The organism is Burkholderia mayonis (assembly GCF_001523745.2).
GTDB lineage: Bacteria > Pseudomonadota > Gammaproteobacteria > Burkholderiales > Burkholderiaceae > Burkholderia > Burkholderia mayonis.
The window spans coordinates 983,772-1,007,536 of the sequence record NZ_CP013387.1 but is presented as its reverse complement, the minus strand read 5'-3'; the positions used below and the strand labels follow the sequence as shown (position 1 = coordinate 1,007,536).

Genomic DNA, 23,765 nt, shown 5'->3' with positions numbered 1-23,765 from the left:
GCAAATAGCCCGATTATGCTTGGGGTCGATCGATCGTAACCGGTAGTAGCGGTTTCAATAATGCAGCGCCTTCGGGCGATGCCTCGAACGCCTCCCCATACCGGACGGCAAGCGAGCAGTATTCCATGAGCACGCCGACTCCCTCGATACCGTGCTGCCAAGCACGTTCAATCTGCCGGCATACGAATCCGTAGCGCTCGCCTTCCGGGATTCCAGCTAACGTCGACGGATCGCGTTCATTGAGATGCAATAGCAAGCCGTCCGGCACACTCGCATCGATCAATGCATCCACCTGCCCTTGATCAAGTTTGAACGGCGGCTTGAGCGTCGCTGTAGAGGCCGGCATCCGATCCTGACGCCAGTCGATCTGACGCAGCGCGCCTTTGCGGTCCCAATATGTCCACCTCAGAATCGGCGCGAGCCATGCCTGATGCTGCGCGTCGGACAGCACCGGCCCTTTCACGAACAGCGTCTCGTCCTCGACCGAGCCGGCGAGCGTCGCGAGAATCGCCGGATCCCAATACGCGAGCACGATCGGTTCGCCATCCGGCAAGCGCACGCGCAAAAACGACTTCAGATGCGCCGCGAGCGCAGCAAGCGGCAATGGCGATGCGAGAATCGTTGCACACGGCGATGACGGCCCATGTCGTTCCAGCCACGCACGAGCCGACTCAAAGTGACTTGGCGGAATGTAGATCAGGTGTGGCGATACGACCTGCACGTCCGCTCCGCCGTCAAGCATGCATGCGACATGGTCGCGACGAACCGACAACGCCCCCGGCAAGCTGCCGTTATGCAACGGCGCCGCGAGTACGTATACATGCGCGCCCAACGCTTCAGCCTCGGCGAACGTGACTTGGATGCCGGAGTCTTGGGTATTCCGCTCGGTCGTCACGCCCCCGTCGTCACGAACGCGCCGCGTCCGGCCGCCTGCTTCATCATGCATGGCACACAGACCGCATCCGGCTGCGTCGGCATCGGATACGGCATGCTGGCCGGGCCTGAGAAGTTGTGCATGCTGCCCTTGATGTCGATCTTGCCCGGCGCATGGATCTGAATGTCACCGTCCTTCAGGCGGATATACGCCTGCCCCGACGTAATCAGTATCTCCTTGTCCGCCGCGATCTCGATCCGCTCCGTCGCCGACACGATCCGCACCGTCTTCTGGCCGATCAGGTCGATCGTCTCGCGATGCGACTCGATCTGAATCGCGTCCTTCGCGAACAGCTTGATCCCGTCCTGCGCGAACACGCTCACCTTCTCGCCCGCGCTCGTCACGAACGACTTCCCGGTCGCGACGAACGCGCTTTGACCCGCGACGACGTTCACGTGCCGATCCGCCGACGCGTGCAGCGACTGAAGCGTCGTGAGGCCCATCCCGCCCGCTGCCGAGCAGCATTGCCGGCACCCTGAAGCCGTTCGCGCTGCCCGTCCCGCCGCCCGACGTGCGGCCGCCGCTCAAGCCCGGCTCCACCGGCTGCCGCGTCGCGCCGGTCAGTTCCGTGAGCGCGTCGTGACCCGCTTTCAGACTCTCCGCGCGATGCTGCTCGCTTAGCGACGATTGCTGCGCGATCAGCGCGTCGGCATTCAGATCGTCGCGCGTGGTCGCGACGTCGATTGTCCACGTGTAATCGCGGCCGAGCTTCGCTTCGCCGACCGCACGCAACGGAATGAGCGCGTTCGCGCCGAGCGGCGTGTCGAGCTTCAGCAGCCGCTCGCGCTGCAACAGCCCACGATGAATCGCCTCGAAGATCGGCGCAAACGCAGTCTCCTGCGGCCCGCGCGGCCCCAACGTCATGGTTCAAATCCTTTTTTCTCGGGTTCGCCGGAATGGGGCGTCGCGCCCCTTGTTGTCAGGCGATCGAGCGCGGTATCGGAACCGGCGAACCGCCATCTTTGGCGAATAAGGATACCGAATCCACTGAAGCAAACGGGAAATCGGCCGGCTTACGGCGCGCCGGCCAAGTCCGCCTAACCAAAATTGACAGATATCTTGCGAATGATCCTCTACTTTTCACGCTGGAAAGACTGATGCAGCAGTACCTGCATCTCGTCCGACAAGGCTCTGACAGATTACCTACGCTGTCAGCTGCGCCGTGCGATTTCTAGTGTTCCGAAGCCGATCCGAAACAGACAATCGGCGTCGCAGTTTTGAATGTCCGCTTGTTACGGCTCCATGCCCTTTGGAAGAGCCGGTGTCCATGAAAGCGGATCAGCTCCATCAACCACAGCGCGGCGTCACCTTGCCGGGATCGAATAGGCCGATGGGGACAGCCAGGAATTGAACCGTGAATCTTCTTGGATGTCCCGCGTTCGCGTTCAGCTCGTCATGCCGCGCGCGTGCCCCTCATGCACCGAATCGCGCTATCGGAATTGTTCCCATGGACCTGCGACAGAAGCGCGTGCGCGCAGCATCCCGTATTGGCCACCCGTGTAGCCGAGTTCCGCGGAGACGAACAATCCGTTGGCGAGCGATTGAATCGACGTGCAGCTCAAGCCGCAGGGCACGAGGGTGAACTTCTCCCAAGGGCCTACGACGGAAGCACGCGCGCGCAACATCGCATACTGGTCACCCGTGTAGCCGAGCTCCGCGGAGACGAACAGCCCGTCGGCCTCCGATTGAATCGTCCAATATCCGTCGCTGGGGAAGTTGCAGATACTGTATTGCTCCCAGGGACCCGCCACGGTCGCTCGGGCGCGCAACATCGCATATTCGTTCCCGGCGTATCCCAGTTCCGTCGAGACGAGGTCGTGGTTGGCAAGAGACGTAATGGTCACATTTTGCGTGCATGTAGGGCCGACGGCGTTCGGCGATGCGGGGGTCGCGATCACGCTGGACAAATTCCGAATTCCGAGTTCGGCTCCCGCGTCCGCGGAGGCAAGAGCCGGAACCAGCGAGACTCCGAGCGCCAATGCCACCGATGTGCCGCGACCTAAACGACGTTTCGAAAACGTTGCGCTCATTGCATGGCCTCCAAATGAAAGATGTAATATCGAATGTTCCGAAATACGCGGCTCGTAAACGATTGCTCTTTGCACTTGCTGTCGAGGCGGCCGCGTAAGCCTCGATGCGCGAAACCAACGTCGTCCGGGCCTGCACATGTCCGGTACGTCGTTGAAAAATCGACAGGCCACGAAGAAAACCGTTGGTGCAAAAACTTCAGTCGAATCACGCCCTGAATTTACGGCACAGTGATGAATTCGCCGGTCGCTACCGCCCAGCCAAACCAGCGGATATCGGCCTGTCAACGCCGGAGGTCCGCGCTGCTCGATCCCTTCGCATATGCCCGTTCCTGATTGATTCCATCGTAAATAATGAGAAATTCTTCAAATAGCGAAAATCTCAACGCGACTACTGCCGAAGCACGCTTGCTCGATCCCGAGCAAAGCTCCTTTACCATCCAGACTCGCCAAAATCTCTGCCTCTCAGTGACAAGATAGATCGTAGTCGGCACAAATCCAGGAATTTCCATATAACGTCTCATGCCAAAATTAAATATTTCACAATTTCGACAATATATCCATCAATACGATACCGTTTTGTCACACGTTCAGAGTGGCGATGCGAATAGATACATTTATTCGAATACAGGTGAGCGGAAGATCTGTTTGGTTGAGAGTGAAAATAAATGTGTCTATTGAACCCTGGAAATCCCGGCTCTGCCGCGGCTTTTCGTGACACCTCAATTCGGCCTATCGCAGAGGACGCGCCATTGTTGCGGGTGCGCTTGGTTCACGTGACAGCGCTTGAACGGTTAGGCGACGCCGACAATCTCGACGAAGCGCGATCCCGCTTACGATGCCGCCCGGGCGGCTCGACGGCGCACCCTCGCCCATTCTCATCCGAGACAGTCCAATCGAAATCGCCGTTCAGTGCCTTCGGCGCATCTCGAAGATCGGGCACCAGCCGTTCGCCGCGGCATCGCGACACGCACGGCATCATGCATTCGTTGCGGGCTTTTTCCGCCGCGCTCAGAAACGCGTCGCGATGATCTGGGGTGCCCTCGAGCCCCCCGTCCGGCATGCGCCGCAGATGCCCGCTTCTCACGAGGCGGCAATCGGAACGTCGTGGTCGAACAGCACGTCGGCGAGCGATTGCCCCGGCGGCACGAGCAACACGCGTTGCGAGCGCGCGAGCTCGATCCGGAACGCGCCGGCCTCGCCCGAGGCATCGCCGGCATCGGATTCGTCGCCCGCGATCGGCGCGCAAAAGTACTCGCGATGCAGCCGCGCATCGCCGAACGCCGGGCGCGCGATCGCGTCGTCCGTTGCGTCCGGCGTCAGTCCCGTGTGCGCCGTCGCGACGTCCGCCAGCCGCGACGCGAGCGTCAGCCGATACGCGGCCGCGCCGTCCGAGCGCACGAAGTAGTGGAATGCGAGCGGCCGCCCCGCGCGAATCAGGCTGTGCACCATCGCGAGCAGCGGCGTCATGCCGATCCCGGCGGCGAGCAGCACGGCCGGGCCGCCGTCCGGCGCAAGCGGGAAATAATTCAGCGGCGCGCCGATCCGCAGCACGTCGCCGACGCGAACCACGTCGTGCATGCGCGGAGCCGCCGCGCGACGCCGGCTCACGCTTGATCGCGATCTCGTACCCGCCGCGCTCGAACGGGTCGTTGCACAGCGAATACTTGCGTGTGAGCCCGTCGCGCAGATGCAGGTCGATATGCACGCCGGCCTCGAACGCCGGCAGCGGAAGGTCCGGCGCGTCGCTGACCGTCGCTGACGAGCCGCAGCAAAATCACGTCGCACGCGACGCGCTCGCGCGCGATCACGCGCACCGCAATCAGATCGTTGCCGATCATCGGAATCACCGTTCAGGAAAACCTACAGCAGCCCGATCAACCGCCATCACAGCGCATTGATCGGAATCACGAACACCACGCCCAGCAGCGCTGGTCGCGATGCAGTATCGGAGCACCGCGCGTCGGGAGGTGATGCGGATCGTCGGGATGCTCTGGGACGATACCGAAGGCGTGCGGATCGGGATCGTCAACGACAACCAGCCGAACGAGACCTTCCAGATCTTCGAGGACGACGACAGCGCGCATGTCGCGGCATCGCCATTCCGGCTGGGCGAACTGCCGAACATCCGCACCGGAATCGCGACGATCACGACGTCGGCCGATGCGGTCGCGATGTATCGGAAGATGATCGACAGGCTATGGGCGGATGCGGCGAAAGGGGCCGACGGGGCGAAGGTGCTGCGCGACCTGCTTGATCGGGTGTAGCGGCCGGCTTCCGGGATACGCTGCGTTCACAAACGCGCATTCAATCGTTACAGCGGCGCCCCTTTGCCCAGGCGGCGGAATGGGCAGACGCACTATCTTGAGGGGGAGTGCCGACAGGCGTGCGGGTTCAAATCCCGCCCTGTGGGCACCAGGCTTTTTCTCGCGGCCGTCGCTTCGCGATTTTCCTGAAGGCGGCGATGCGCCCTCGTATCAGTCGCCGTCAAACCGGATAACGAACGAATTCCAGGCGAGGTAAGCCGCCCGATCCGCTACGGCTTTCCGGGCATCGGCAGGCGATGCCGGACGTCCGAAATTCGCCGATCCCGGATGCGCGTTAGTCAGTCGCCAATCGCGAATAGAGCGCAAAGTCTCCGGGTACGCCTCGCACCATGCGGTAGGACCGAAGCAAGCCTTCGTATCGGTAACCGCAATTGTGGAGCACGCGGCCCGAACGCGAGTGGGTCTTCAACACCGTGCCTTGAACACGAACAAAACCATACGCGCCGAACGACCAGGCGGTGACGGCGGCGCATACAGCGCTAGCGATCCCTCTTCCCCAATGCGAAGGAGAAAGGTCGTAGGCGATCTCTGCCGTGCGGTTCACATCGGAGACGGTATGGAACCCGATCGTGCCGATCAGTTTCCGGTCGTCATCTCCGATGATCGCCAGGCGCCGGACTGATTGAGCAGACGTCGATTCGAATCCGTCAAACATCGGCATGAGGTCTTCCCGGGATCGCAAGTCCCAGCTCGTATGCTCGAAGACGTGCGGGAGCTTCAGGTACGAATACCAGGCGTCCACATCCGAGCGTTCGAGTTGCCGAAGGGATACCCCTGAGTATCCTGATGGAGGAGCGGCGTCAATTCTCATCATGGAACCTCGGAGAGTCGGCGACTGCGTATTCTATCAGGCCAACCCGTCTCAATCGCGACGCTCGTGTCCGTGCGTCAACGATTGGGGTATCGAGCCGAACGACCGCCCTCGGCCGAAAGGCGAAGCGCGCGCGAGCGCAGCGGGAATCGAGTATTGTGCGAGGAGCGCAGCCAGCTGCCGAGGCCCCGCCCGCTCCGTCGTGCCCGCCGCGACGGCGTCAAAGTCCATGTAGGTGTCCGCCAAGCAGCCGACAGCAGCGAACACGAAGACATCCGACGCCCCCGAGCGCAGCGAAAAGCCTCCCCGAAATCTGAACGAGTCTGGAAGTCTCAGGAGGAGAACATGGAAAAGCCGAATTCGACCGAGGGCCAGTCGGCCTCTGAGCTGATCGACAAGAAAATCGCCGAGCTCGGAGACTGGCGCGGAAAAACCTTGAGCCGAATGCGCAAGCTCATTCGGGAGGCGGCCCCGGACGTCGTGGAGGAATGGAAATGGATGGGCACGCCCGTATGGTCGCACGGCGGAATCATCTGCACCGGCGAGTCTTACAAGTCGATCGTGAAGCTGACCTTCGCCAAGGGGGCATCGCTGGAGGATCCGGCCAAGCTCTTCAACTCAAGCCTCGACGGAAACGTAAGGCGCGCAATCGACATCCATGAGGGCGAGGCGCTGGATGAGCACGCGTTCAAGGCCCTCATCCATGCCGCGATCGCGCTCAATACATCCGGCGGAAAAGCAAAGTCAAAGCGAGCAAAGTAGGCCGCGGGATTCGCGCCCTCTCCGGACCGGGCAGACTCTCCGCGCGCGTCTCATCTCAGCGTGCTGCTCAACTTGCGGACGACCTTGTGAACGAACAGCACCGGCCTGGAGATAGGCGGACGCAGAATCGCATGCTTGCGGACGTACTCGGGCACGTGCCATTCGGCGCGGCTGCCGGCGTGGAACAGCGCGGCGTCGCCCGCCCGCAACGTGCGCGGCTCGTGGCCTTCCGACGTGACGATCACTTCGCCTTCGATCACATGTATGGTTTCGTCGCAGTCGAAGTGCCAGTTGAAACGCCCCGCGGTGCAATCCCAGACCCACATGGATGTCGTCGAGTCGGGACTGCAGGACCACTGACCGCTGCGCGCGACAGGATTCCCTTCGAGAATCCAAGCCGGGTCGATCGGAGAAGGTTGCAATACGACGTCGTCCAATCGTACGGCCTCGAAAACGGGACGGGACATGATCTACCTCTGCTGCGGTTCAATGCGGGAATCAGAAGAAAACACGGCTTTCAGGTACGGCGAGACTATCGCCAGTCGATATCCCTGAACGAACCGGAGGCAGCCATTGTGTAAGAAATCGTCACGCAATCGCAAGAAATAATTGACCGACTTGTAATAAATTAACAAGGCGGGGTGCGAACATGCACGCCGAGCGCCTGCGCGCGAATGTTCTCGTCTGCTAACGATCCGTCTCCGAGCCGGTGTCACGCGGTGCAAAGGCGTCGCAATAGCGGCGGCGCGCGCTCAATGACAGCGGGACGCCCGTTCGTGGCGGAAAGGAGAAGATCCCGCTCGAGCAGCGTGGCCGCCGGAAAACGCCGGCAGCCGAAGCAACTTGATGCTTGGCTTGTGAGCGCCCCTGCCGGCAGACGCCCGCACCGATCACACGCCAGCCGCGCCAAAACAGCAAAAGACGTGAAACGCCGTGCGCGCACGTTGTGCGGGCGGCGTATCGCACGCGATGCCGGAGATCGCGCCGCCGCAGCCGGCGCGCCGTTGCCCCGTCTTTCGCTTCAGCGCGAACCGCGATACGCAAACCTCGATGCCGGCAAGCCTGCATGTCGGGTGTCCGCGACGAACACGCCGCCCGCATGCGGATCGCTCGCCAGCGCGTCGTCGCTGAGACCGACGCGCGCGCTCGTCACGTACAGCCGCCCGCCGCCGTCGAGCGTCACACAGCTCGGCTGCGGCGTCGGTACGGCGATGCGGTCGGTCACGACGCCGCGCGAGTCGTAACGCACGACTCGCGCGCCGCCCCACTGCGCGTTCCACAGGCCGCCGTTCGCATCGATGGTCGAGCCGTCGGGCTCGCCATCCGCGTCGCCCAGTCGCACGAACGATCGCACGCGATCGACGCCGCCGCCCGGCCGGTAGTCGCAGACGTGGATTTCCCGCGTCGGCGAATCGCAGAAGTACATCCTCGATCCGTCCGGAGAAAACGCGATGCCGTTCGCGATCGCGACGGGCGGCAGCGCGAGCCGCTGCACGCTCAAATCCGCATTCAGACGATAGTAGCCGCCGATCGCGCGCGGCGCCCCGCCGCCCTCGTCCTTCGTCCCGAACACGAACGCGCCCGCGCGGTCGCAGCGGCCGTCGTTGAGCCGCGTCGGCAGATCGGGCTCGACGTCGACGATCCGCGTAAACGTACGACGGCGGACGTCGAAGAACGCGAGATGCGACGCGAGGCCGACGAGCAGCACGTCCGGATCGTCGGTGAACGCGAAGCATGCAAGGCGCTCGGGCATCTCCCAGGTTTCGGTCGCCGCGCTGCCGTGCGCGTCGTCTGCGCGGTATCGCCATAGCCGCGCGCCTTCGATGTCGGTCCAATACAGCGCGCGCGTCGCGTCGCACCACGTCGCACCCTCGCCGAGCGCGTTCCGGCAGTCGACCAGCAGCGTGGCGGCGGATTCCGCGTTCTCCGCGTTCTCCGCGTTCGGACGCGACGGTCGATTCGATTGTTCCATGCTGCCTCCAGATATCGTCGTCGTTCTCCGCAGCCGGATGGCTGCAGGCGTCGAGCGCGCGCGAGGCGGGATTTGTCGTTTCCGCTCGGCTGCTCGACTGCTCGCGCCGCCATCCGGCCAGGCGGCAACCGAACGAACCCCACTTGCGTCCTTTCATCCCGGGCGCAGCCGAGCGGCCGTCAGCCCCTCATCGCGCGCCGCTGATTGCGACGATACGGGTCGAACAGCACCGTGAGCAACAGAATGCCGCCGCGTACCAGATATTGGTAAAACACGAGGCGAATGCGCCTGCGCGAACGTGACGATCGGTGCGATTCGCGACGCCGCGCGAGAGATTGACGGCGCGGCGGTCTGACTACGCGTGCGCGGCGCGTGCCGCTGCGAACGGCTCCGGGCGCGCGCGGCAGACGGATGCGACATCGCAGACGTTCGCTCGACTCGCATGCGAGCGCCGCACGCGCACGAACGCGACGATCGGAAGCGGAAGCACCGTTCGATCCCGCGCGCGTCGCGCCGTTCGCCCGACACGGCGTCAGTGATTTCGTCATATCGCCGCCAGCGCGCGCCGGCCCGACCTCACGCGGCGCGAACCGCAAGCCATGCATGGCGACCGCTGTCGTTTCGGCCTCGGCAGGCCCATGCACGGCGACATGCCGATCGACGACATGCGGGACCGCGTTTCCGGATCGCGCTCCGTCGTGCCGGCCCCGCATCGCACGGCGGGAAACGTCGCGCACCGACAAGCGTCGCCACACGCATCCCAATCGCACACCGTTGACGATCGTCAATTTCCCGTGCATTCGTTCGATGAGAATTTTCCAGAGGATCGGTCGATCGCGGCGTGATGCAATGCAATGCAATGCGATGCGGATACGGATACGGATACGGATACGGCGCCGGCGCTCATGAGCCCGTGCCGTCCTCGACGCTCCGACTCGCAGCCGCGCGCGCAGCGGATTCGGCGGCTTCGAACGGCGCGCGCCGTTCGCCGTGCGCGCCGGAACCGCGTCGCTCGATCGCCCCACGCAACACGCATTCGCATCGCTCGCCGACGCGAACCCCGGCCTCGCCGCGCAATCAACCGCCTTCGAACGATGCAGACTGCCCTACCTACCGCCGCGCCGGACAACCGGCGCATCGCGGACCGACTGCTCGAGGCGGCGCAGCTCCTCGACGCGCAGGGCGCGAATCCGTATCGGGCCGGCGCGTATCGCTCGGCCGCCGATACGATCGCGAGCCTCGGTCGCGACGTCCGTGAGCTATTCGACGCGGGCGGCATCGAAGCGCTCGACGCGCTGCCGCACATCGGCCTCGGCATCGCGCGCGCGATCGCCGAGATGCTGATCACCGACCGCTGGCGCCAACTCGATCGCCTGCGCGGCTCGGCAAGCCCGACGCTGTCGTTCCGAATGGTGCCCGGAGTCGGCCAGGCGCTCGCCGAGCGCATCCACGATGCGCTCCACATCGACACGCTCGAAGACCTCGAACTCGCCGTGCACGACGGCCGGCTCGCGACGGTCGAAGGGCTCGGTCCGCGACGGATCGCGGGCATCCGCGCAGCGCTCGAGGACTTGCTGAGTCGCCGGCGCGGCAGGCAGGCGCTGGTGCGTGGCGCGACGCCCGCGCAGGAGCCGCCCGTATCCGTGCTGCTCGACGTCGACCGCCTCTATCGCGAGAAGGCCGCGGCCGGCACGTTGCCGATGATCGCGCCGAAGCGGCTGAACCCGCGGCACGAAGCGTGGCTGCCGGTGTTGCACGCGACGCGCGACGACTGGCATTTCACGGCGTTCTATTCGCACACCGGACGCGCGCACGAGCTTGGCCGCACCGCGGACTGGGTGATCCTGTACTTCTACGACCCCGAACACGACGAGCATCAGCGCACCGTCGTCACCGAAACGCGCGGCGCGCTGATCGGCAGGCGCGTGGTGCGCGGGCGCGAGGCGGAATGCCGCGCGCATTATGCGGCCGGCGCGAACTCCACGCGCTGACCGCCGCCGTCGCGCAAGTCCGGCTCGCCGCAGTGCGCGAGAATCGCGCCGCGCGCGCGGTCGCGCAGCCGCGCCATCGCGCCGAAATCCGTGCCGTCGGGCCGGATCGGCGCGAGCATCGTCACGGTGATCTCCCCGCGGCGCGGCAGCCAATCGCCGTCGCGCAGCACGGCGCGCGCGCCGCTCACCACGACGGGCACCACCGGCCGCTGCGCGACGCACGCCGCGCGAAACGCGCCGAGACGGAACGCGGCGAGCCCCGCCGCGCGCGTGAACGTGCCTTCCGGGAAAAACAGCAGCGTATCGTCGGCGGCCGCCTGCGCGACGAGCCGCGCCTCGTCCTCGACGCTGCGGCTGTATTCGCGCCGCTCGACGAACCGCGTGCCGAGCGCGCGCAGGAAACGGCCGACGAACGGTCGCGTCGCGAGTTCGCGCTTCGCGACGAAGTGCACGGGGTGCGGCAGCAGCGCGAGCAGCGCAACGACGTCCATATAGCTCGTATGATTCGCGACGACGATCGACGGTCCGGCCGCGAGCGCGTCGGGATCGGCGATCAGGTTCGTGCGCACGCCGGCGAAACGCAGGAACGTATGGCACGCGTATGCCGCGAGAGTCCAATTGTCCTGAAGATCCTTCCGGTACGCGACGAGCACCCACAGCGCGGGCGCGAGCAGCGCCGCGAGCGCCCAGCAGTACAGCCCCCGGAGCACGTGTGCCGCGCGCCGCGATGCGCGCCGGCCGAACGGCGCGACGCTGCCGGCCGCCAGGTCGGCGAACTGCCGCCACGACGCGGGCGCCTGCGGCAGCCGTCCGGCATGGCGCTCGAACTGCTCGAGCGTCGCCGCGTGGCGAATCTTGCCGCTCGGCGTCTTCAGGATGCCGTGCGGCGCGACGACGCTCACCTGCTCGGCCGGCATTCCCCAGAGCGCGGCCGTCACGTCGTTGACGCTCGCGCGCAGACGCTCGCACGCGGCGTCATCGGTTGCGTCGCTCTCGACGAGAATCACGACGCGCTCGGTTCCGCTCACCGGATCGGCGCCGCCGCACACCGCGACGCCGCCCGTCACGACGCCCGGCAGCCGCTCGATCGCCTTCTCCAGCTCGTATGGAAAGAAATGCCGGCCGCCGCGGATGATCATGTCCTTCGCGCGTCCGGTAACGTACAGCTCGCCGTTGGCGACGTAGCCGAGATCGCCGGTATCGCGCCAGCTATCGTGGAACAGGCGCGCGGTCTGCGCGGGATTGCGGTAATAGCCGCGCGTCGCCGACGTGCCGCGAAACTCGATGCGCCCGACCTGCCGCTCGGCAACCTCGCGCTCGCCGTCATCGACGATCCGCAGCTCGGTGCCGTCGAGCGGATAGCCGCAGCTCGGCACGTCGAGCGCATTCGCGTCGCCGGGCGCGGGCGTCGCGCGGCCGCTCGCGTTGAGCGGTTCGCGCGCGATGCGATCGACCCACAGTCCGCGCGCCGGCGTCGGAAACGTCAATCCGAGCGTGTTTTCCGCGAGCCCGTAGACAGGCGCCAGCGCGCGCGCATCGAAGCCGCACGACGCGAAGCGCGCGGCGAACGCGCGCAGCGTGTCCGGATTGACGGGCTCGGCGCCGCAGAACGCAAAGCGCAGCGACGACAGATCGAATTCGGTCGGTTCGAGCGCGGCGAGACGCCGCGCGCAGCGCTCGTACGCGAAGTTCGGCGCAGCGGTGATCGTGCCGCGATACCGCGAGATCGCACGCAGCCAGAGCGCCGGCCGCGCGAGGAACGCGACGGGCGACATCACGATCGCCGGGATGCCGAAGTAAAGCGGCGCGAGCCACGCGCCGATCAGCCCCATGTCGTGATACAGCGGCAGCCAGCTCACGAGCACGTCCGTCGCGTCGACGCGCATCCGGTCGCCCATCGCGCGGATGTTCGCGAGCAGATTCGCATGACTGAGCATCACGCCCTTCGGCGTGCCGGTGCTGCCCGACGTGTACTGGAGCAATGCGACGTCGTCGGCGGCCGCGCGAAACGGCGGCAGATGCTCGCGGCCCGCGATCTGCTCGGGCGTGAACACGTGCTGCAGCGTGCTCACGCGCAGCTTCAGCAACTGCGCGATCGAGACGGCCGGGCGAAATGCGATCAGCGCCTTGATCTGCGCGTTTTCGAGGATCGGCGTGTGGCGCTCGACGTGCGCGTCGAGCTGCGCCAGATTGGCGGGCGGATAGATCGGCACCGGAATCGCGCCGCAGAACAGGATCGCGGCGAACGACACGAAGTAGTCGAGCCCCGTCGGCAGCATCAGCGCGACCGTGTCGCCGGGATCGATTCCGCGCTCGCGCAGGCCGTTCGCCATGCTCGACGCGCGCCAATACAGCTCGCCATACGTGAGCGGCGTCGCCGTCAGGCCGTCTTCGAGCAGCCGCAGATGGACGCGATCCGGATGACGCTCGGCATGCCAGCGCAGCGCGTCGATCAGCGTGTCGACGTCGACGGGCCATGCGGCGGCGGGCGACATCGACACGGCTTCGTCATCGGCGAAGGCCTGCGGTTGCGCGTGCGCGTGTGCGTCGGCCAGCACGCGCACGACGTCCGCGGGCGTCGCGGCGGATGCGAACACGTCGACCGGCAGGCGTACTTCGAACGCACGCTCGATTCGGTCGAACAGCTCCGCACGCGTCAGGCTGTCGAAGCCGAGATCGCGCTCGAACTGCGCGTCGAGCGTCGCGTGGCGATGGCCGTTCCGCTCGCCGTACAACTCCGCGAGCAACGCATCGAGCAACGCGAGCAATCGCGTTGCGTTCTCGGATAGGCGGTGCGTGTGTTCCATACTTGTCGCCCGTTGATTGATGAGGCTCAACGCACGCATCGGCGCGCGCCGGCTCGCTTCGCTTGCCTGACGCCGCGCTTTTCTGCGTTGCGTCGAATGCGCCGAACGCCGCGCGCGAGGCGGTCGGCGTGCGATGCCCCGCGTGAACGGCTGGCTGACGATGAGCGTGCGCCATCGCGCGACGTATGGCTTGCGTTGCATCAACAATGGGACGGAAACGCATGCGTTCCGTGCCGCATGCGAGATCGATCCGCCAAACAATGTGACGGTCGACAAAGGCATCATTCGTCGATCGCCCGACGACGTCATCACACGCTGCAATCGTCGTCCGACCACGCGCGAATCGCGCATGCGCCGCGACTCGCCGACGGTCACATCCGCTGTACGGCGGCCGACTTCGCGCACACGATCCGTTCGAGCAATTCACGGCCGCGCGACGTCAAGAGCGGCTCCCGTGCGACCGGCAGTCCGCGCGCCGTCGTCATCGCGAGTCCCATTTCGACGAGAGAAACGAATTCCGGGTCCGCCACGTCGACGTCTTCGGGCGAGCGAGCGATGCACAACAACGTCGAGAATTCATGCGGCGTCAACATGGTCATGTCTCCGACATCGAGCGGCGTCAGCCTGCGCCGGCCACACCGCCCTCGTTTCAACTGCGATGGGAAACTGCGTTCCATCGCACTGTGCAGGTCGGGACCGCGAAAGCAAATCGGCAATTGCGAGATAAGCACACAGCCGCTGTGCACCGACATGTAGGAATTTGCCGAATCCGCAGTCGATTCGATCGCGCAATGCGCTGCAGTTGTGCCACGGTTCGATCGATGCCATGCGCATGCCGATGCCAAACATCGACGTTTCAGAAACGCTTTCCTCGTTCCGACCCGCACCCGCCTGCGCGCACATGTCGCATCGTGCGCCGCGAGGCGATGAAAGCATGCGTTCCGTCGCGGCGCGATCGATTCACACGACCGAACCGGCCGGAACGCGTCGGCATGCCATTCGCGTCGACACGGCGTATCGCAATTCGTGGATCGCGTCGCCGGTACACATGCAAACGCGCGAGCAATGAGCGGATGCGGGAACTTGCGTGATCGTCGAGCACCGTGCATCGCATGCTTCGGATCACGAAGAACGGAAAGCGGCCTCGGCCTGTCTTCGCATTGCGCGAAAGCGCAGTCGTCCTACGGTATGAACAATTCGCAAAACAGCGCGCCGGCACGCCATTCGCGATTTCACCGATGCGATTGCGCGCGCAACGATCAGGATTGCGTAAGCATTCCGGCATAAAATTGAAACGTGGCGCTCGCATTTTGGCCACACGTCCGCCACCGGCGGGCGACGATCCCGATGATACGAACGAGAACCTGGAAGGCACGCGTCGCATCGCATGCCGCCGGGTATCGTCAGCGCCGCGCGGCTCGCTCGAAGCGGCGGTTTCGACTTTGCTTTTCAAGCCGTGGCGACCTGTCGCGACGCGTGCGACGCGCTCGGGGAAACCCGCTCGCCGCTTGGCGCGACGCAACGGCCCGGGGAACAAGCGTCCGGAGTTCGGCCGGCTCGCCAGATGCGTTCGCGCTTCGTCGCGACGCGGCGCGAACGCGTGCCGACTACCGAGACACGACGGCCATGGGATATTGGAGCTGCGAGACTTCACTGATGATCAAGCTGTTGATGGTCGACCGTCACGTCGTGCTGCGCGACGGCCTGCGACATATTCTCGAAAAATCGGGTGATTTCGAAATCGACGGGGAAGCGGGCGACGCGGCATCCGCATTCGAGCTCGTCAAGCACGGTCATGCCGATATCGCGATACTCGATCAGACCACCCTCGGCCGGGAATGCGCCGACGTGATCCATCGCATCCGCCAGGCGGCGCCGTCGATGCGCATCCTGTTGATGACCGCACAGACGAATCAGCGGCACGCGGCCGATGCGTTCCGGGCCGGCGCATCGGGCTACCTCACGAAGCAAAGCGGCTGCGAGGAATTGATCGCCGCGCTTCGCAAGATCGCCTCGGGCGGCGTGTACGTCAGCATGCATGTCGCCGAGCAACTCGCGGAGAACCTTCATTCGCAGTCGGACGCGCCGCTGCACGAGCGGCTGTCGAAGCGCGAATTCGAAGTGTTCCGCCACCTGGCGTCCGGCGACACGCCCGCCGAGATCGCGCAAGCGCTCGGGATCAGCGCGAAGACCGTCCGGATCTACAAGGCGCACGTGCTCGACAAGCTGGAACTGCCGAACGAATCGGCGCTCGTCCGCTACGCGATCGCGCATCAGATCGGCGAACCGTTGTGAGGGCGATCGACTCGAAAGCCGCGCGGCGGCCGCGCGACGATGCACGGCTGCGCGAACGCGACGACGCCATCGACGTTCGGAAACGCCGCGAGCCGTGCCGGCGCGAACCATGCGGCGATCTGCTTGATCACGGTCGCCGAGCAGTTCACCGACGCGAGGATGCCGATGAAGTTGCGCGACGCGACGCGTCCATCCGGACGACGCACGATGATGCCGTCGTTCGATCGCACGCGCACGCGTCTGCACGTCGTCGGCGCACATCCGGCGCAGACCGACAGCGAAGCGCTGTCGGTCAATCTGCACGTGAGCGCGCGCACGCCGCCGACGTTTCTCGCGCAAGCATTCGACGATCCAATCGCGCCGGACGACAACAGCCTGCCGATGGCGAGCGCGCTGCGCGCCGCGCAGGTACCCGGCGAGCTGCACGCGTTCCAGACGGGCGGCCATGGCTGGGGAATGGGCAAGCCGGGCAGCGTCGTGCACGCGTGGCCGGCGCTCTTCGAACAGCGGGCGCGGCTGAATCGACTTCTGCCATGACGCGATCGCGGGCGGCGCGCGACATGCCGCACGCCATCGCTCGCAGCAAGGCGAAGTAACGCCGCGTCACACGTCGCGCGCCGTCACGTGCGCGACGCGCAACGACGCGGCGCAAGCCGCACGCATGCTCGGCTTGGCGCATGGCCCGCTTCCCCACGCCCCCGCCCGTAATGCCGCCGACATCCGCCTGTAATTTTATCGAAGGCACATCGCCTCCATAGCTTCATACCAAACTGGTCCAATGCAGCCGTTTCGTTTCCGGCGCACGGCGCGGCGCGCTCGTGACGCTAGCCCTTCCCGCGCAGCCGATTTCCGTCGCGAGATCCGCCACGGATTCGCGTCGCTCGAGCGGTCTTTCATTGGAGTCCTACCAGATGCTTCGTCGAGCCTTGATCGCCACCGCGTGCGTCGGATCAGCCATCGCCCTCTATGCGTGCGGCGACACCGACAGCGCGGCGCCCGTCACATCGCAAAACGCGTTGCAGACCGCGACGCCGATCAAGCATCTCGTCGTGATCTACGGCGAGAACGTGTCGTTCGACCACTACTTCGGCACCTATCCGAACGCCGCGAACCCGTCGGGCGAGCCGGCGTTCAGCGCCGCGTCGGGCACGCCGTCGATCAACGGCCTGTCGGGCCTGCTGCTGACCGCGAACCCGAACGCGACGAATCCGGCGAACGGCACGGGCGCGACGAATCCGTTCCGCCTCGACCGCACGCAGGCCGCGACGGCCGACCAGAACCACGCGTACACCGCCGAAGAGCAGGCGTACGATAACGGCCTCGCCGACCTCTTCCCGAAATACACCGGCAACGGCTCGAGCGGCGGCGCCGGCGCGTTCGGCACGACGGGCCAGGTGATGGGCTACTTCGACGGCAACACGGTGACTGCGCTGTGGAACTACGCGCAGCGCTTCGCGATGAGCGACAACGCATACACGTCGACCTACGGTCCGTCGACGCCGGGCGCGCTCAACGTGATCGCCGGCCAGACCGACGGGATGCAGATCGTGAAGACGTCGAAGGCCGTGTCGACGCTCGCGAAGACGTCGTACTACATCAACGACGGCCAGGGCGGCCTCACGATGATCAACGACGTCGACCCGGGCTTTGACGCATGCTCGAGCACGACCGACCAGGCGATGATGTCCGGCAAGAACATCGGCGATCTGCTGAACGCGCGGAACATCACGTGGGGCGGCTTCATGGGCGGCTTCAACCTGTCGACGACGAACGCGAACGGCACGACGGGCTGCAAGCGCAGCACGATCGCGACCGCGGTGAACGCGGCGACGTCCGACTACATCCCGCACCACAACTGGTTCCAGTACTACGCGTCGACCGCCAACCCGCAGCACACGCGCCCGAGCTCGGTCGCCGCGATCGGCGCGAGCGTCGAGACGGACGGCAAGACGGCCGAGCCCGCGAACCACCAGTACGATTCGGACGACTTCTTCGCGGCTGTGAAGGCGGGCAACTTCCCGTCGGTCAGCTTCCTGAAGGCGCCCGCCGCGCAGGATGCGCACGCCGGCTACTCGGATCCGCTCGACGAGCAACAGTTCGTGACGAAAGTCATCAACTTCCTTCAGCAGCAGCCCGACTGGCAGAACACCGCGGTGATCGTCACGTACGACGACTCGGACGGCTGGTATGACCATGCGTACACGAAGCCGACGCGCGCGTCGTTCGACGCGGTCGATCAGCTGAACGGCAACGGTGTGTGCGGCTCCGGCGCGGCGACGACGGGCGTAGGCGGCGGCGCCGTCAACGGCCGCTGCGGCCCCGGCACGCGGATTCCGTTCGTCGTCGTGTCGCCGTGGGCGAAGCAGAACTACGTGAGCCACGCGCTGATCGATCAGGCGTCGATCGTCCGCTTCATCGAGGACAACTGGCTGGGCGGCCAGCGGATCGGCGGCGGCTCGTTCGATGCGACGGCAGGCGACATCCGCGATCTGTTCGACTTCTCGGGCATGGTGAACACGACGCCGCTGTATCTCGATCCGACGCTCGGCACGAAGGTCGCGACGCCGCCCTCGATCTGACCGATCATCGGGCGTCGCGCGGCGCGCAACCGCTCGACGCGTCCGACCCGCAACCGGCCGGCGCGCACAGCGCCGGCCGCCGTCGTTCCGGCGGCGCATGCGCCGGATTTTTCATTCGCACGATGACGACCGAACGTTCCAGCATGGCCGAGCCGCTTTCCGCCCAGCCCGCCTCTTCTTCCCGCTCCAGCTCCGCCGGATCCGACCGGTCCACTCCGTTCGCCGAATCCGCCGCGTCGGCGCGTGCCGCCGCATCAGTCGACGCACCCCGCCGCAATGCGCGCGCCGTGCGTCACGCGCTGTCGCTCGCCGCGTTCGGCGCATTCGCATTCGCCGCATTCGCGCTCGCATTTCCCGAGCATGCGCCGGACGCGGTCGGCGCGATCGTCGAAGACCTGACGGGTGCGAATCCGCATCCGGTCGTGCTGCGCCGCCCGGCCGCCGAGCCGTTGAGCGTGGTCGCGCAGCTCGGCAAAACACTGTTCTTCGATCCGTCGCTGTCCGCGTCGGGCCGTCAGTCGTGCGCGTCGTGCCACAGCCCAGACCATGCATACGGGCCGCCGAACGATCTCGACGTGCAACTGGGCGGCGCCGCGCTGTCGCAGCCCGGCTACCGGCCGCCGCCGTCGCTGATGTATCTGTACCGTCAGCCGAACTTCAGCATCGGTCCCGACGCATCCGAGAACGACGACGCGGCGAGCGTCGCGCAGCAGGCCGCGTCGGCAGCGGGCGTCGTCCGCGCGCAGAAGACGGCGGGCGCCGACGCCGCGCCGCAACTCGTGCCGCAAGGCGGAATGTTCTGGGACGGCCGCGCGGATACGCTGCAGCAGCAGGCATTCGGTCCGCTGCTGAATCCTGTCGAGATGGCGAACGCGAGCATCGACGACGTCGCGCGCAAGCTCGCGAACGCGCGGTACGCGCAGCAGTTCCGGCAACTGTTCGGCCCGCGCATCTTCGACGACGCGCGTCTTGCGGTGTCCGAAGCGATGTTCGCGATCGCGCGCTACCAGGTCGAGGATCGGTCGTTCCATCCGTATTCGAGCAAATACGACCGCTGGCTCGAAGGCGACGCGCGCCTCACGCAGGCCGAGTTGCGCGGGCTGCGGCTCTTCGACGATCCGCACAAGGCCAATTGCGCGGGCTGCCATCTGTCGAAGCCGAGCGTCGACGGGCTGCCGCCGATGTTCACCGACTACCAGTACGAAGCGCTCGGCGTGCCGCGCAACCGCGCGCTCGCGCAGAACCGCAATCCGGCGTTCCACGATCTCGGCATCTGCGGGCCGTTCCGCGACGATCTCAAGACGCAGACGCAATACTGCGGGATGTTCGCGACGCCGTCGCTGCGCAACGTCGCGACGCGCCGCGTATTCTTTCACAACGGCGTCTATCACTCGCTCGATCAGGTGCTCGCGTTCTACAACGTGCGCAATACCGATCCGGGCAAGATCTATCCGCGCGACGCAAGCGGTCGCGTGCTGCAATACGACGACATCCCGCCCGCATACCGCGCGAACGTCGACGTCGCCGACGCGCCGTTCGACCGCAAGCCCGGCGATCGACCGGCGATGACGGAGCAGGACATGCGCGACATCGTCGCGTTTCTGAAGACGCTGACCGACGGGAAGCGCTGACCTTCACACGAAGCGCGGCGACGGAAATCGCGAACGATCGATTGCATTCACGATTTCCGTCTCGGCCGGCTCGAGAACCTGGGCCGCACGCGACACGCTTCGGGCCCGCCGCATCGCACTCGCTTTCGTGCGCCGGATCGATCGCGGAACGGGGGCGTCTCCCGCTCGCCCCGCTCCGCGTTCGCGGCTTCCGCTCATCGACAGTCGACATGCGCAACCTACAAGACTTCCTGGTTGTTCCGCGCTTCGGGAGGTTTCTATAACGTGCTTACGGTCGCCCGTCGCTCGACGCGTCCGTGCATCGCTCCACATCAATAAAACCATGGAGAATTCGACATGACGCAAAAATTCGTCGGTACGCACGTGGTCGGTCCGCGCGAGAAACTGCCGGCCAGCAAGCCGTGGACCAACACGCCGCTGACCGTCAAGATTCCGTTCCCGGCCCCGTTCACCACCAGGCCGATCGTCATCGCAAGTACGTTGCAGGATCCGAATCACACGCCCGCTTACCCCGACACGTTCGCGGTCACCGTGATCAGCGTCACCAACACCGATTTCACGGTCAACATCTGTCGCACCGATTATGTCGGCGCCAACTATACGACGAGCGGCTGGGGGCAGAATCTCCATCTGTCGTACATCGCCGAGACACCCGCCTGACGTGTCATCGCGCGCCGTGCTCGCGCCAAGCGATGCATAGCGCGTCGCTGCGCGGAATTCGGCGGTGCCCGTCGCATGCTCGATGCAACGGGCATTGCCGATCGTCACTGCGCGCCTCACGCTGTCGCCGTATATGCGCGGCGCACCGTTCCTTCGATCCGTTTCCGCTTCATGCCTGGCGTGCGAGAGGCGAAGCCGTCTTGCGCTCGGCGGATCATGCCTGCCTTCCGCGATCCGCATGCGGCATTCGGCCTGATACGCGGCGCGTCGTCGCACCGTCGGCGAGGACGATGCTATCGTCCGGTTCGATTCGGCGGATGCATGAGCAACTCGCTTCGAGCACGAAGAGCGCGCCGCCGAGCGGCACGTTGTAGACAGCGGCAAGCCCGGCGCCCGCGCCGCACGCGACCATCGCGCGCGCATCGCGTCGGGCTGCCTGCAGGCGATGCGCGAGCCACCCGGCCCACATCGCGCCGGTCTCGCGCGGCGCGACTTCGCGGCCGAGCGGCGAGCCGAGCGCAACCGTGACGATCCGCAGCAGCGCATGCACCATCGTGCTGACGACCGGCATCCGCGGATCGTCGGCGCGCACCGCGCGGCGGATGCTGACGAGCGGCGCGCCGAACCGGTACAGCGCCCACCAGCCTCCCCCTCGCGACGACGCCGCAGCCGATCAGCACGAGCATGCACCGCAGCGGCGGCGCGGCCGTCATGTCCTGCAGGAAGCGCTCGTCGCCGACGACTTGCGCGACGTCGTATCCGTACGCGACGTGCCGGATCGCATGCAGCAGCGGCGCGAGCAGCATCCCGCCGAGGCCCGCGCCGACGCCCGTCAGCAGCGTGACGGCCGCGAGCTCGACGCGCGAACCGCGAGCAGCGGCGGGCGCGGCCGGAGCGGCCGGAGCGGCGGGAACGGACGAAGCGGATGCGATCGGGGTGGACATGAGCGATGACGAATCGAATGAGCGCGCGCATGCATCGACAAGCAAGCGCGACGGGAACGAATGGCGCCATCGTATGCGCCGCCAGATCATGAAACGAATGGCTTTTTCTGACCCAGTGATGATTTCAGCGCATTCATTCCGGCGCGATGCGCCGCGGGCGCCTCACCGCACGCATGCGACGCGATCTCCCGCACCGCGCCGAAGCGACGTCTCGCTCGATGCGTCGGCACGACGACCCCCGCGTTTTCCCTGATCGCCGCGCGCTTGACTCCTCGCATCGCATCGACAACACTGCATGACATGGCAAGTGTGATCACGGATCACATATCAAACCCCGAGGAGTCCGTTTTGGCGCCGCGCATCGTCCCCCCCGCCCTCAAGGCCATCGAACAGGAAACGATGGCCGACAAGGTCTATCAGCAACTCCGCCAGGCGCTGATGAGCGGCCGCTTCGCTCCCGGCCAGGCGCTCAGCCTGCGCAGCGTCGCCGAGGCGGTCGGCTCGTCGACGATGCCGGTCCGCGCCGCGCTCACGCGTCTGCGCGCGGAGCGTGCGCTCGTCGACGGCCCGAACCGCGCGCTCGTCGTGCCGCCGATGACGGTCGAGATGCTGGGCGAGCTGCGCGACGTGCGGATCGCGCTCGAAGGCTGCGTCGCCGAGCGCGCGGCGACGCGGATGACCGACGCGCAGATCGCCGAAGTGCGGCGCATCTGCGAGACGATGAATGCGCACGTCGAAGCCGGCCGAAGCCGCGCGTACCTGCAAAGCAACTTCGCGTTCCACAGCGCGATCTACGCGCACGGCGCGAGCGAGAGCACGCGCGCGATCATCCAGAACCTCTGGATGCGAATCGGCCCGTTCCTGAACATGGTCGCGCTCGACGTCCCGCACATGCGGCGCTCGATGGACGCGCACCGCGCGATCGTCGACGCGCTCGAGCGCCGCGACGGCGCGGGCGTGCGCGCGGGCATCGCGCTCGACATCGGCGGCGCCGCGCACGATCTCGCCGCGACGCTCGCGGCCGAACGCGAACGACTCGGGCCGCGCCGGCTCGCGAACGAATAAGCGGTGCAGCCTTCGAGGCAAGCCGCGCGGCGCGCCGCCCGTCGCACATCCGGGCCGTCATCGGCGGCGCGGCGAGCGATCGACGATCGCCGATTGCAGATCGCCGAGGAAACCACGGCGACATCACAAAAAAACCACAGACATCACTGGAGACAGACACTCATGGCCGCACTCGATCTACTGAAGCCATACGCCGGTCTGCGCGTACTCGTGACGGGCGGCGCGTCCGGCATCGGGCTCGCGATCGCCGACGCGTTCGCCGAATGCGGCGGCAAGGTTCACGTCTGCGACGCATCCGAGAAGGCGCTCGCCGGGCTTGCGGACCGCCCGTCGCGCGCCGCGCTCGGCACGACGCTCGCCGACGTCGCCGATCCGGCCGCCGTCGAGCGCGTGTTCGCCGACGTCGTGCAAACGCTCGGCGGGCTCGACGTGCTCGTCAACAACGCCGGCATCGCCGGACCGACGGGCGGCATCGACGAAATCGATCCCGCGCAATGGGAGCAGACGGTCGCGATCAACCTGAACGCGCAGTTCCAGTTCGCGCGGCGCGCGGTGCCGCTGTTGCGCGACGCGCCGCACGGCGGCGCGATCATCGCGCTGTCGTCGGTCGCGGGACGCCTGGGCTATGCGTTCCGCACGCCGTACTCGGCGACCAAATGGGCGGTCGTCGGCCTCGTGAAAAGCCTCGCGATCGAACTCGGCCCGCTCGGCATCCGCGTGAACGCGATCCAGCCGGGCATCGTCCGCGGCCCGCGGATGCGCCGCGTGATCGAAGCGCGGGCCGCGCAGCTCGGCATCGACTACGATCGGATGGAAGCGCGCTATCTCGAGAAGATCTCGCTGCGGCGAATGACCGACCCGGACGAGATCGCCGCGACGGCGCTGTTCCTCTGCTCGCCGGGCGGCCACGGGATTTCCGGGCAGGCGATTTCCGTCTGCGGCAACGTCGAGGCGCTCTGA

The 23,765-nt window shown here is 66.0% G+C and carries 20 protein-coding genes, 1 tRNA gene and 5 pseudogenes; 13 read left to right on the top strand and 13 right to left on the bottom strand.

Annotated elements, in window-relative coordinates; genetic code table 11:
• Positions 1 to 13: 13 nt before the first annotated feature.
• Positions 14 to 946, bottom strand: a complete 933-nt coding sequence (locus WS70_RS23065) for a DUF4123 domain-containing protein (protein ID WP_059598679.1) — start codon at positions 944 to 946, stop codon at positions 14 to 16.
• Positions 892 to 1,618 (bottom strand): annotated as a pseudogene (locus tag WS70_RS23060) (DUF2345 domain-containing protein); the annotation flags it as partial. The gene WS70_RS23065 and the pseudogene WS70_RS23060, both read right to left, overlap by 55 nt.
• Between WS70_RS23060 and WS70_RS32195 the strand changes: the two are divergent.
• Complete coding sequence (locus WS70_RS32195) at positions 1,562 to 1,975, top strand: hypothetical protein (protein ID WP_162498985.1); 414 nt, start codon at positions 1,562 to 1,564, stop codon at positions 1,973 to 1,975. The pseudogene WS70_RS23060 and the gene WS70_RS32195 overlap by 57 nt on opposite strands.
• Before the next feature lie 389 nt (positions 1,976 to 2,364).
• Here WS70_RS32195 and WS70_RS23055 read toward each other — a convergent pair whose 3' ends face one another.
• Both WS70_RS23055 and WS70_RS33160 read right to left on the bottom strand, forming a co-directional pair.
• Complete coding sequence (locus WS70_RS23055) at positions 2,365 to 2,964, bottom strand: fascin domain-containing protein (RefSeq protein ID WP_156438371.1); 600 nt, start codon at positions 2,962 to 2,964, stop codon at positions 2,365 to 2,367.
• Positions 2,965 to 4,044: 1,080 nt separating this feature from the next.
• Positions 4,045 to 4,542 carry a ferredoxin reductase domain-containing protein gene (locus tag WS70_RS33160; protein WP_226382945.1) on the bottom strand — a complete coding sequence of 166 codons (498 nt, stop codon included), beginning with the start codon at positions 4,540 to 4,542 and terminating at the stop codon, positions 4,045 to 4,047.
• Positions 4,543 to 4,916: 374 nt separating this feature from the next.
• On the opposite strand from WS70_RS33160, the pseudogene WS70_RS23045 reads away from it, so the two are divergent.
• A pseudogene (locus tag WS70_RS23045) lies at positions 4,917 to 5,228 on the top strand (helix-turn-helix domain-containing protein); the annotation flags it as partial.
• Between the two features lie 65 nt (positions 5,229 to 5,293).
• A tRNA-OTHER gene (locus WS70_RS31810) sits at positions 5,294 to 5,379 on the top strand.
• 183 nt (positions 5,380 to 5,562) lie between these two features.
• Here WS70_RS31810 and WS70_RS23040 read toward each other — a convergent pair.
• Positions 5,563 to 6,099, bottom strand: coding sequence for a GNAT family N-acetyltransferase (locus WS70_RS23040; RefSeq protein WP_059469726.1), 537 nt, complete (start codon positions 6,097 to 6,099; stop codon positions 5,563 to 5,565).
• Between the two features lie 345 nt (positions 6,100 to 6,444).
• Between WS70_RS23040 and WS70_RS23030 the strand changes: the two genes are divergently transcribed.
• Complete coding sequence (locus WS70_RS23030; RefSeq protein ID WP_059596414.1) at positions 6,445 to 6,861, top strand: DUF1801 domain-containing protein; 417 nt, start codon at positions 6,445 to 6,447, stop codon at positions 6,859 to 6,861.
• Positions 6,862 to 6,911: 50 nt separating this feature from the next.
• Here the strand turns inward: WS70_RS23030 and WS70_RS23025 are convergent, their stop codons facing one another.
• From WS70_RS23025 to WS70_RS31805, 3 genes are all read right to left on the bottom strand, one after another.
• Positions 6,912 to 7,328, bottom strand: coding sequence for a cupin domain-containing protein (locus WS70_RS23025; protein WP_059469708.1), 417 nt, complete (start codon positions 7,326 to 7,328; stop codon positions 6,912 to 6,914).
• 554 nt (positions 7,329 to 7,882) lie between these two features.
• Positions 7,883 to 8,833: an SMP-30/gluconolactonase/LRE family protein gene (locus WS70_RS23020; protein ID WP_059596415.1), complete on the bottom strand. Its 951-nt coding sequence runs from the start codon at positions 8,831 to 8,833 to the stop codon at positions 7,883 to 7,885.
• Positions 8,834 to 9,012: 179 nt separating this feature from the next.
• Complete coding sequence (locus WS70_RS31805; RefSeq protein WP_203236032.1) at positions 9,013 to 9,858, bottom strand: hypothetical protein; 846 nt, start codon at positions 9,856 to 9,858, stop codon at positions 9,013 to 9,015.
• A 69-nt stretch (positions 9,859 to 9,927) separates the two neighbouring features.
• Between WS70_RS31805 and WS70_RS23010 the strand changes: the two genes are divergently transcribed.
• The gene (locus WS70_RS23010) at positions 9,928 to 10,824 is read left to right on the top strand and encodes a helix-hairpin-helix domain-containing protein (RefSeq protein WP_059469706.1); all 897 of its coding nucleotides are present in this window, start codon (positions 9,928 to 9,930) and stop codon (positions 10,822 to 10,824) included.
• Here the strand turns inward: WS70_RS23010 and WS70_RS23005 are convergent.
• Complete coding sequence (locus tag WS70_RS23005; protein WP_059596428.1) at positions 10,794 to 13,631, bottom strand: AMP-binding protein; 2,838 nt, start codon at positions 13,629 to 13,631, stop codon at positions 10,794 to 10,796. The two genes, WS70_RS23010 and WS70_RS23005, sit on opposite strands and share 31 nt — an antisense overlap.
• Positions 13,632 to 14,002: 371 nt before the next feature.
• A complete protein-coding gene (locus tag WS70_RS23000) occupies positions 14,003 to 14,224 on the bottom strand; it encodes a hypothetical protein (RefSeq protein ID WP_059469723.1) in 222 nt (73 codons plus the stop codon).
• Between the two features lie 167 nt (positions 14,225 to 14,391).
• On the opposite strand from WS70_RS23000, the gene WS70_RS22995 reads away from it, so the two are divergent.
• Both WS70_RS22995 and WS70_RS22990 read left to right on the top strand, forming a co-directional pair.
• Entirely contained in the window at positions 14,392 to 14,700 is a 309-nt protein-coding gene (locus tag WS70_RS22995; protein WP_059469705.1) for a hypothetical protein, read from the top strand.
• Between the two features lie 587 nt (positions 14,701 to 15,287).
• On the top strand, positions 15,288 to 15,926 hold the full coding sequence (locus tag WS70_RS22990; protein WP_059469704.1) for a response regulator: 639 nt from the start codon (positions 15,288 to 15,290) through the stop codon (positions 15,924 to 15,926).
• 2 nt (positions 15,927 to 15,928) lie between these two features.
• Here WS70_RS22990 and WS70_RS22985 read toward each other — a convergent pair.
• Positions 15,929 to 16,126: pseudogene (locus WS70_RS22985) on the bottom strand (UxaA family hydrolase); the annotation flags it as partial.
• Between WS70_RS22985 and WS70_RS22980 the strand changes: the two are divergent.
• A pseudogene (locus tag WS70_RS22980) lies at positions 16,077 to 16,463 on the top strand (alpha/beta hydrolase); the annotation flags it as partial. The pseudogenes WS70_RS22985 and WS70_RS22980 sit on opposite strands and share 50 nt — an antisense overlap.
• A gap of 374 nt (positions 16,464 to 16,837) precedes the next feature.
• A complete protein-coding gene (locus WS70_RS22975; protein WP_059596417.1) occupies positions 16,838 to 18,505 on the top strand; it encodes a phospholipase C in 1,668 nt (555 codons plus the stop codon).
• A gap of 4 nt (positions 18,506 to 18,509) precedes the next feature.
• Here the strand turns inward: WS70_RS22975 and WS70_RS22970 are convergent, their stop codons facing one another.
• Positions 18,510 to 18,719 carry a hypothetical protein gene (locus WS70_RS22970; protein ID WP_059469702.1) on the bottom strand — a complete coding sequence of 70 codons (210 nt, stop codon included), beginning with the start codon at positions 18,717 to 18,719 and terminating at the stop codon, positions 18,510 to 18,512.
• 73 nt (positions 18,720 to 18,792) lie between these two features.
• Here WS70_RS22970 and WS70_RS22965 point away from each other — a divergent pair, with 73 nt between their 5' ends.
• Entirely contained in the window at positions 18,793 to 20,136 is a 1,344-nt protein-coding gene (locus WS70_RS22965; protein WP_059469701.1) for a cytochrome-c peroxidase, read from the top strand.
• Positions 20,137 to 20,472: 336 nt separating this feature from the next.
• Positions 20,473 to 20,796: an H-type lectin domain-containing protein gene (locus tag WS70_RS22960; RefSeq protein WP_059596418.1), complete on the top strand. Its 324-nt coding sequence runs from the start codon at positions 20,473 to 20,475 to the stop codon at positions 20,794 to 20,796.
• 334 nt (positions 20,797 to 21,130) lie between these two features.
• Here the strand turns inward: WS70_RS22960 and WS70_RS22955 are convergent.
• Positions 21,131 to 21,740: pseudogene (locus WS70_RS22955) on the bottom strand (chloride channel protein); the annotation flags it as partial.
• A 348-nt stretch (positions 21,741 to 22,088) separates the two neighbouring features.
• Here WS70_RS22955 and WS70_RS22945 point away from each other — a divergent pair.
• Positions 22,089 to 22,805, top strand: a complete 717-nt coding sequence (locus tag WS70_RS22945; protein WP_059469699.1) for a GntR family transcriptional regulator — start codon at positions 22,089 to 22,091, stop codon at positions 22,803 to 22,805.
• 162 nt (positions 22,806 to 22,967) lie between these two features.
• On the top strand, positions 22,968 to 23,765 hold the full coding sequence (locus WS70_RS22940) for an SDR family oxidoreductase (RefSeq protein ID WP_059596419.1): 798 nt from the start codon (positions 22,968 to 22,970) through the stop codon (positions 23,763 to 23,765).

Bases quoted from the DNA above. Each gene is read 5' to 3' on its own strand.
- WS70_RS22960 (WP_059596418.1), top strand. From the start codon at position 20,473: ATGACGCAAAAATTCGTCGGTACGCACGTGGTCGGTCCGCGCGAGAAA.
- WS70_RS23065 (WP_059598679.1), bottom strand. From the start codon at position 946: ATGCATGATGAAGCAGGCGGCCGGACGCGGCGCGTTCGTGACGACGGG.
- WS70_RS23030 (WP_059596414.1), top strand. From the start codon at position 6,445: ATGGAAAAGCCGAATTCGACCGAGGGCCAGTCGGCCTCTGAGCTGATC.
- WS70_RS23005 (WP_059596428.1), bottom strand. From the start codon at position 13,631: ATGGAACACACGCACCGCCTATCCGAGAACGCAACGCGATTGCTCGCG.
- WS70_RS23055 (WP_156438371.1), bottom strand. From the start codon at position 2,964: ATGAGCGCAACGTTTTCGAAACGTCGTTTAGGTCGCGGCACATCGGTG.
- WS70_RS23000 (WP_059469723.1), bottom strand. From the start codon at position 14,224: ATGTTGACGCCGCATGAATTCTCGACGTTGTTGTGCATCGCTCGCTCG.
- WS70_RS33160 (WP_226382945.1), bottom strand. From the start codon at position 4,542: ATGCACGACGTGGTTCGCGTCGGCGACGTGCTGCGGATCGGCGCGCCG.
- WS70_RS23010 (WP_059469706.1), top strand. From the start codon at position 9,928: ATGCAGACTGCCCTACCTACCGCCGCGCCGGACAACCGGCGCATCGCG.
- WS70_RS22990 (WP_059469704.1), top strand. From the start codon at position 15,288: ATGATCAAGCTGTTGATGGTCGACCGTCACGTCGTGCTGCGCGACGGC.
- WS70_RS23020 (WP_059596415.1), bottom strand. From the start codon at position 8,833: ATGGAACAATCGAATCGACCGTCGCGTCCGAACGCGGAGAACGCGGAG.
- WS70_RS23040 (WP_059469726.1), bottom strand. From the start codon at position 6,099: ATGAGAATTGACGCCGCTCCTCCATCAGGATACTCAGGGGTATCCCTT.
- WS70_RS22975 (WP_059596417.1), top strand. From the start codon at position 16,838: ATGCTTCGTCGAGCCTTGATCGCCACCGCGTGCGTCGGATCAGCCATC.
- WS70_RS22940 (WP_059596419.1), top strand. From the start codon at position 22,968: ATGGCCGCACTCGATCTACTGAAGCCATACGCCGGTCTGCGCGTACTC.
- WS70_RS23025 (WP_059469708.1), bottom strand. From the start codon at position 7,328: ATGTCCCGTCCCGTTTTCGAGGCCGTACGATTGGACGACGTCGTATTG.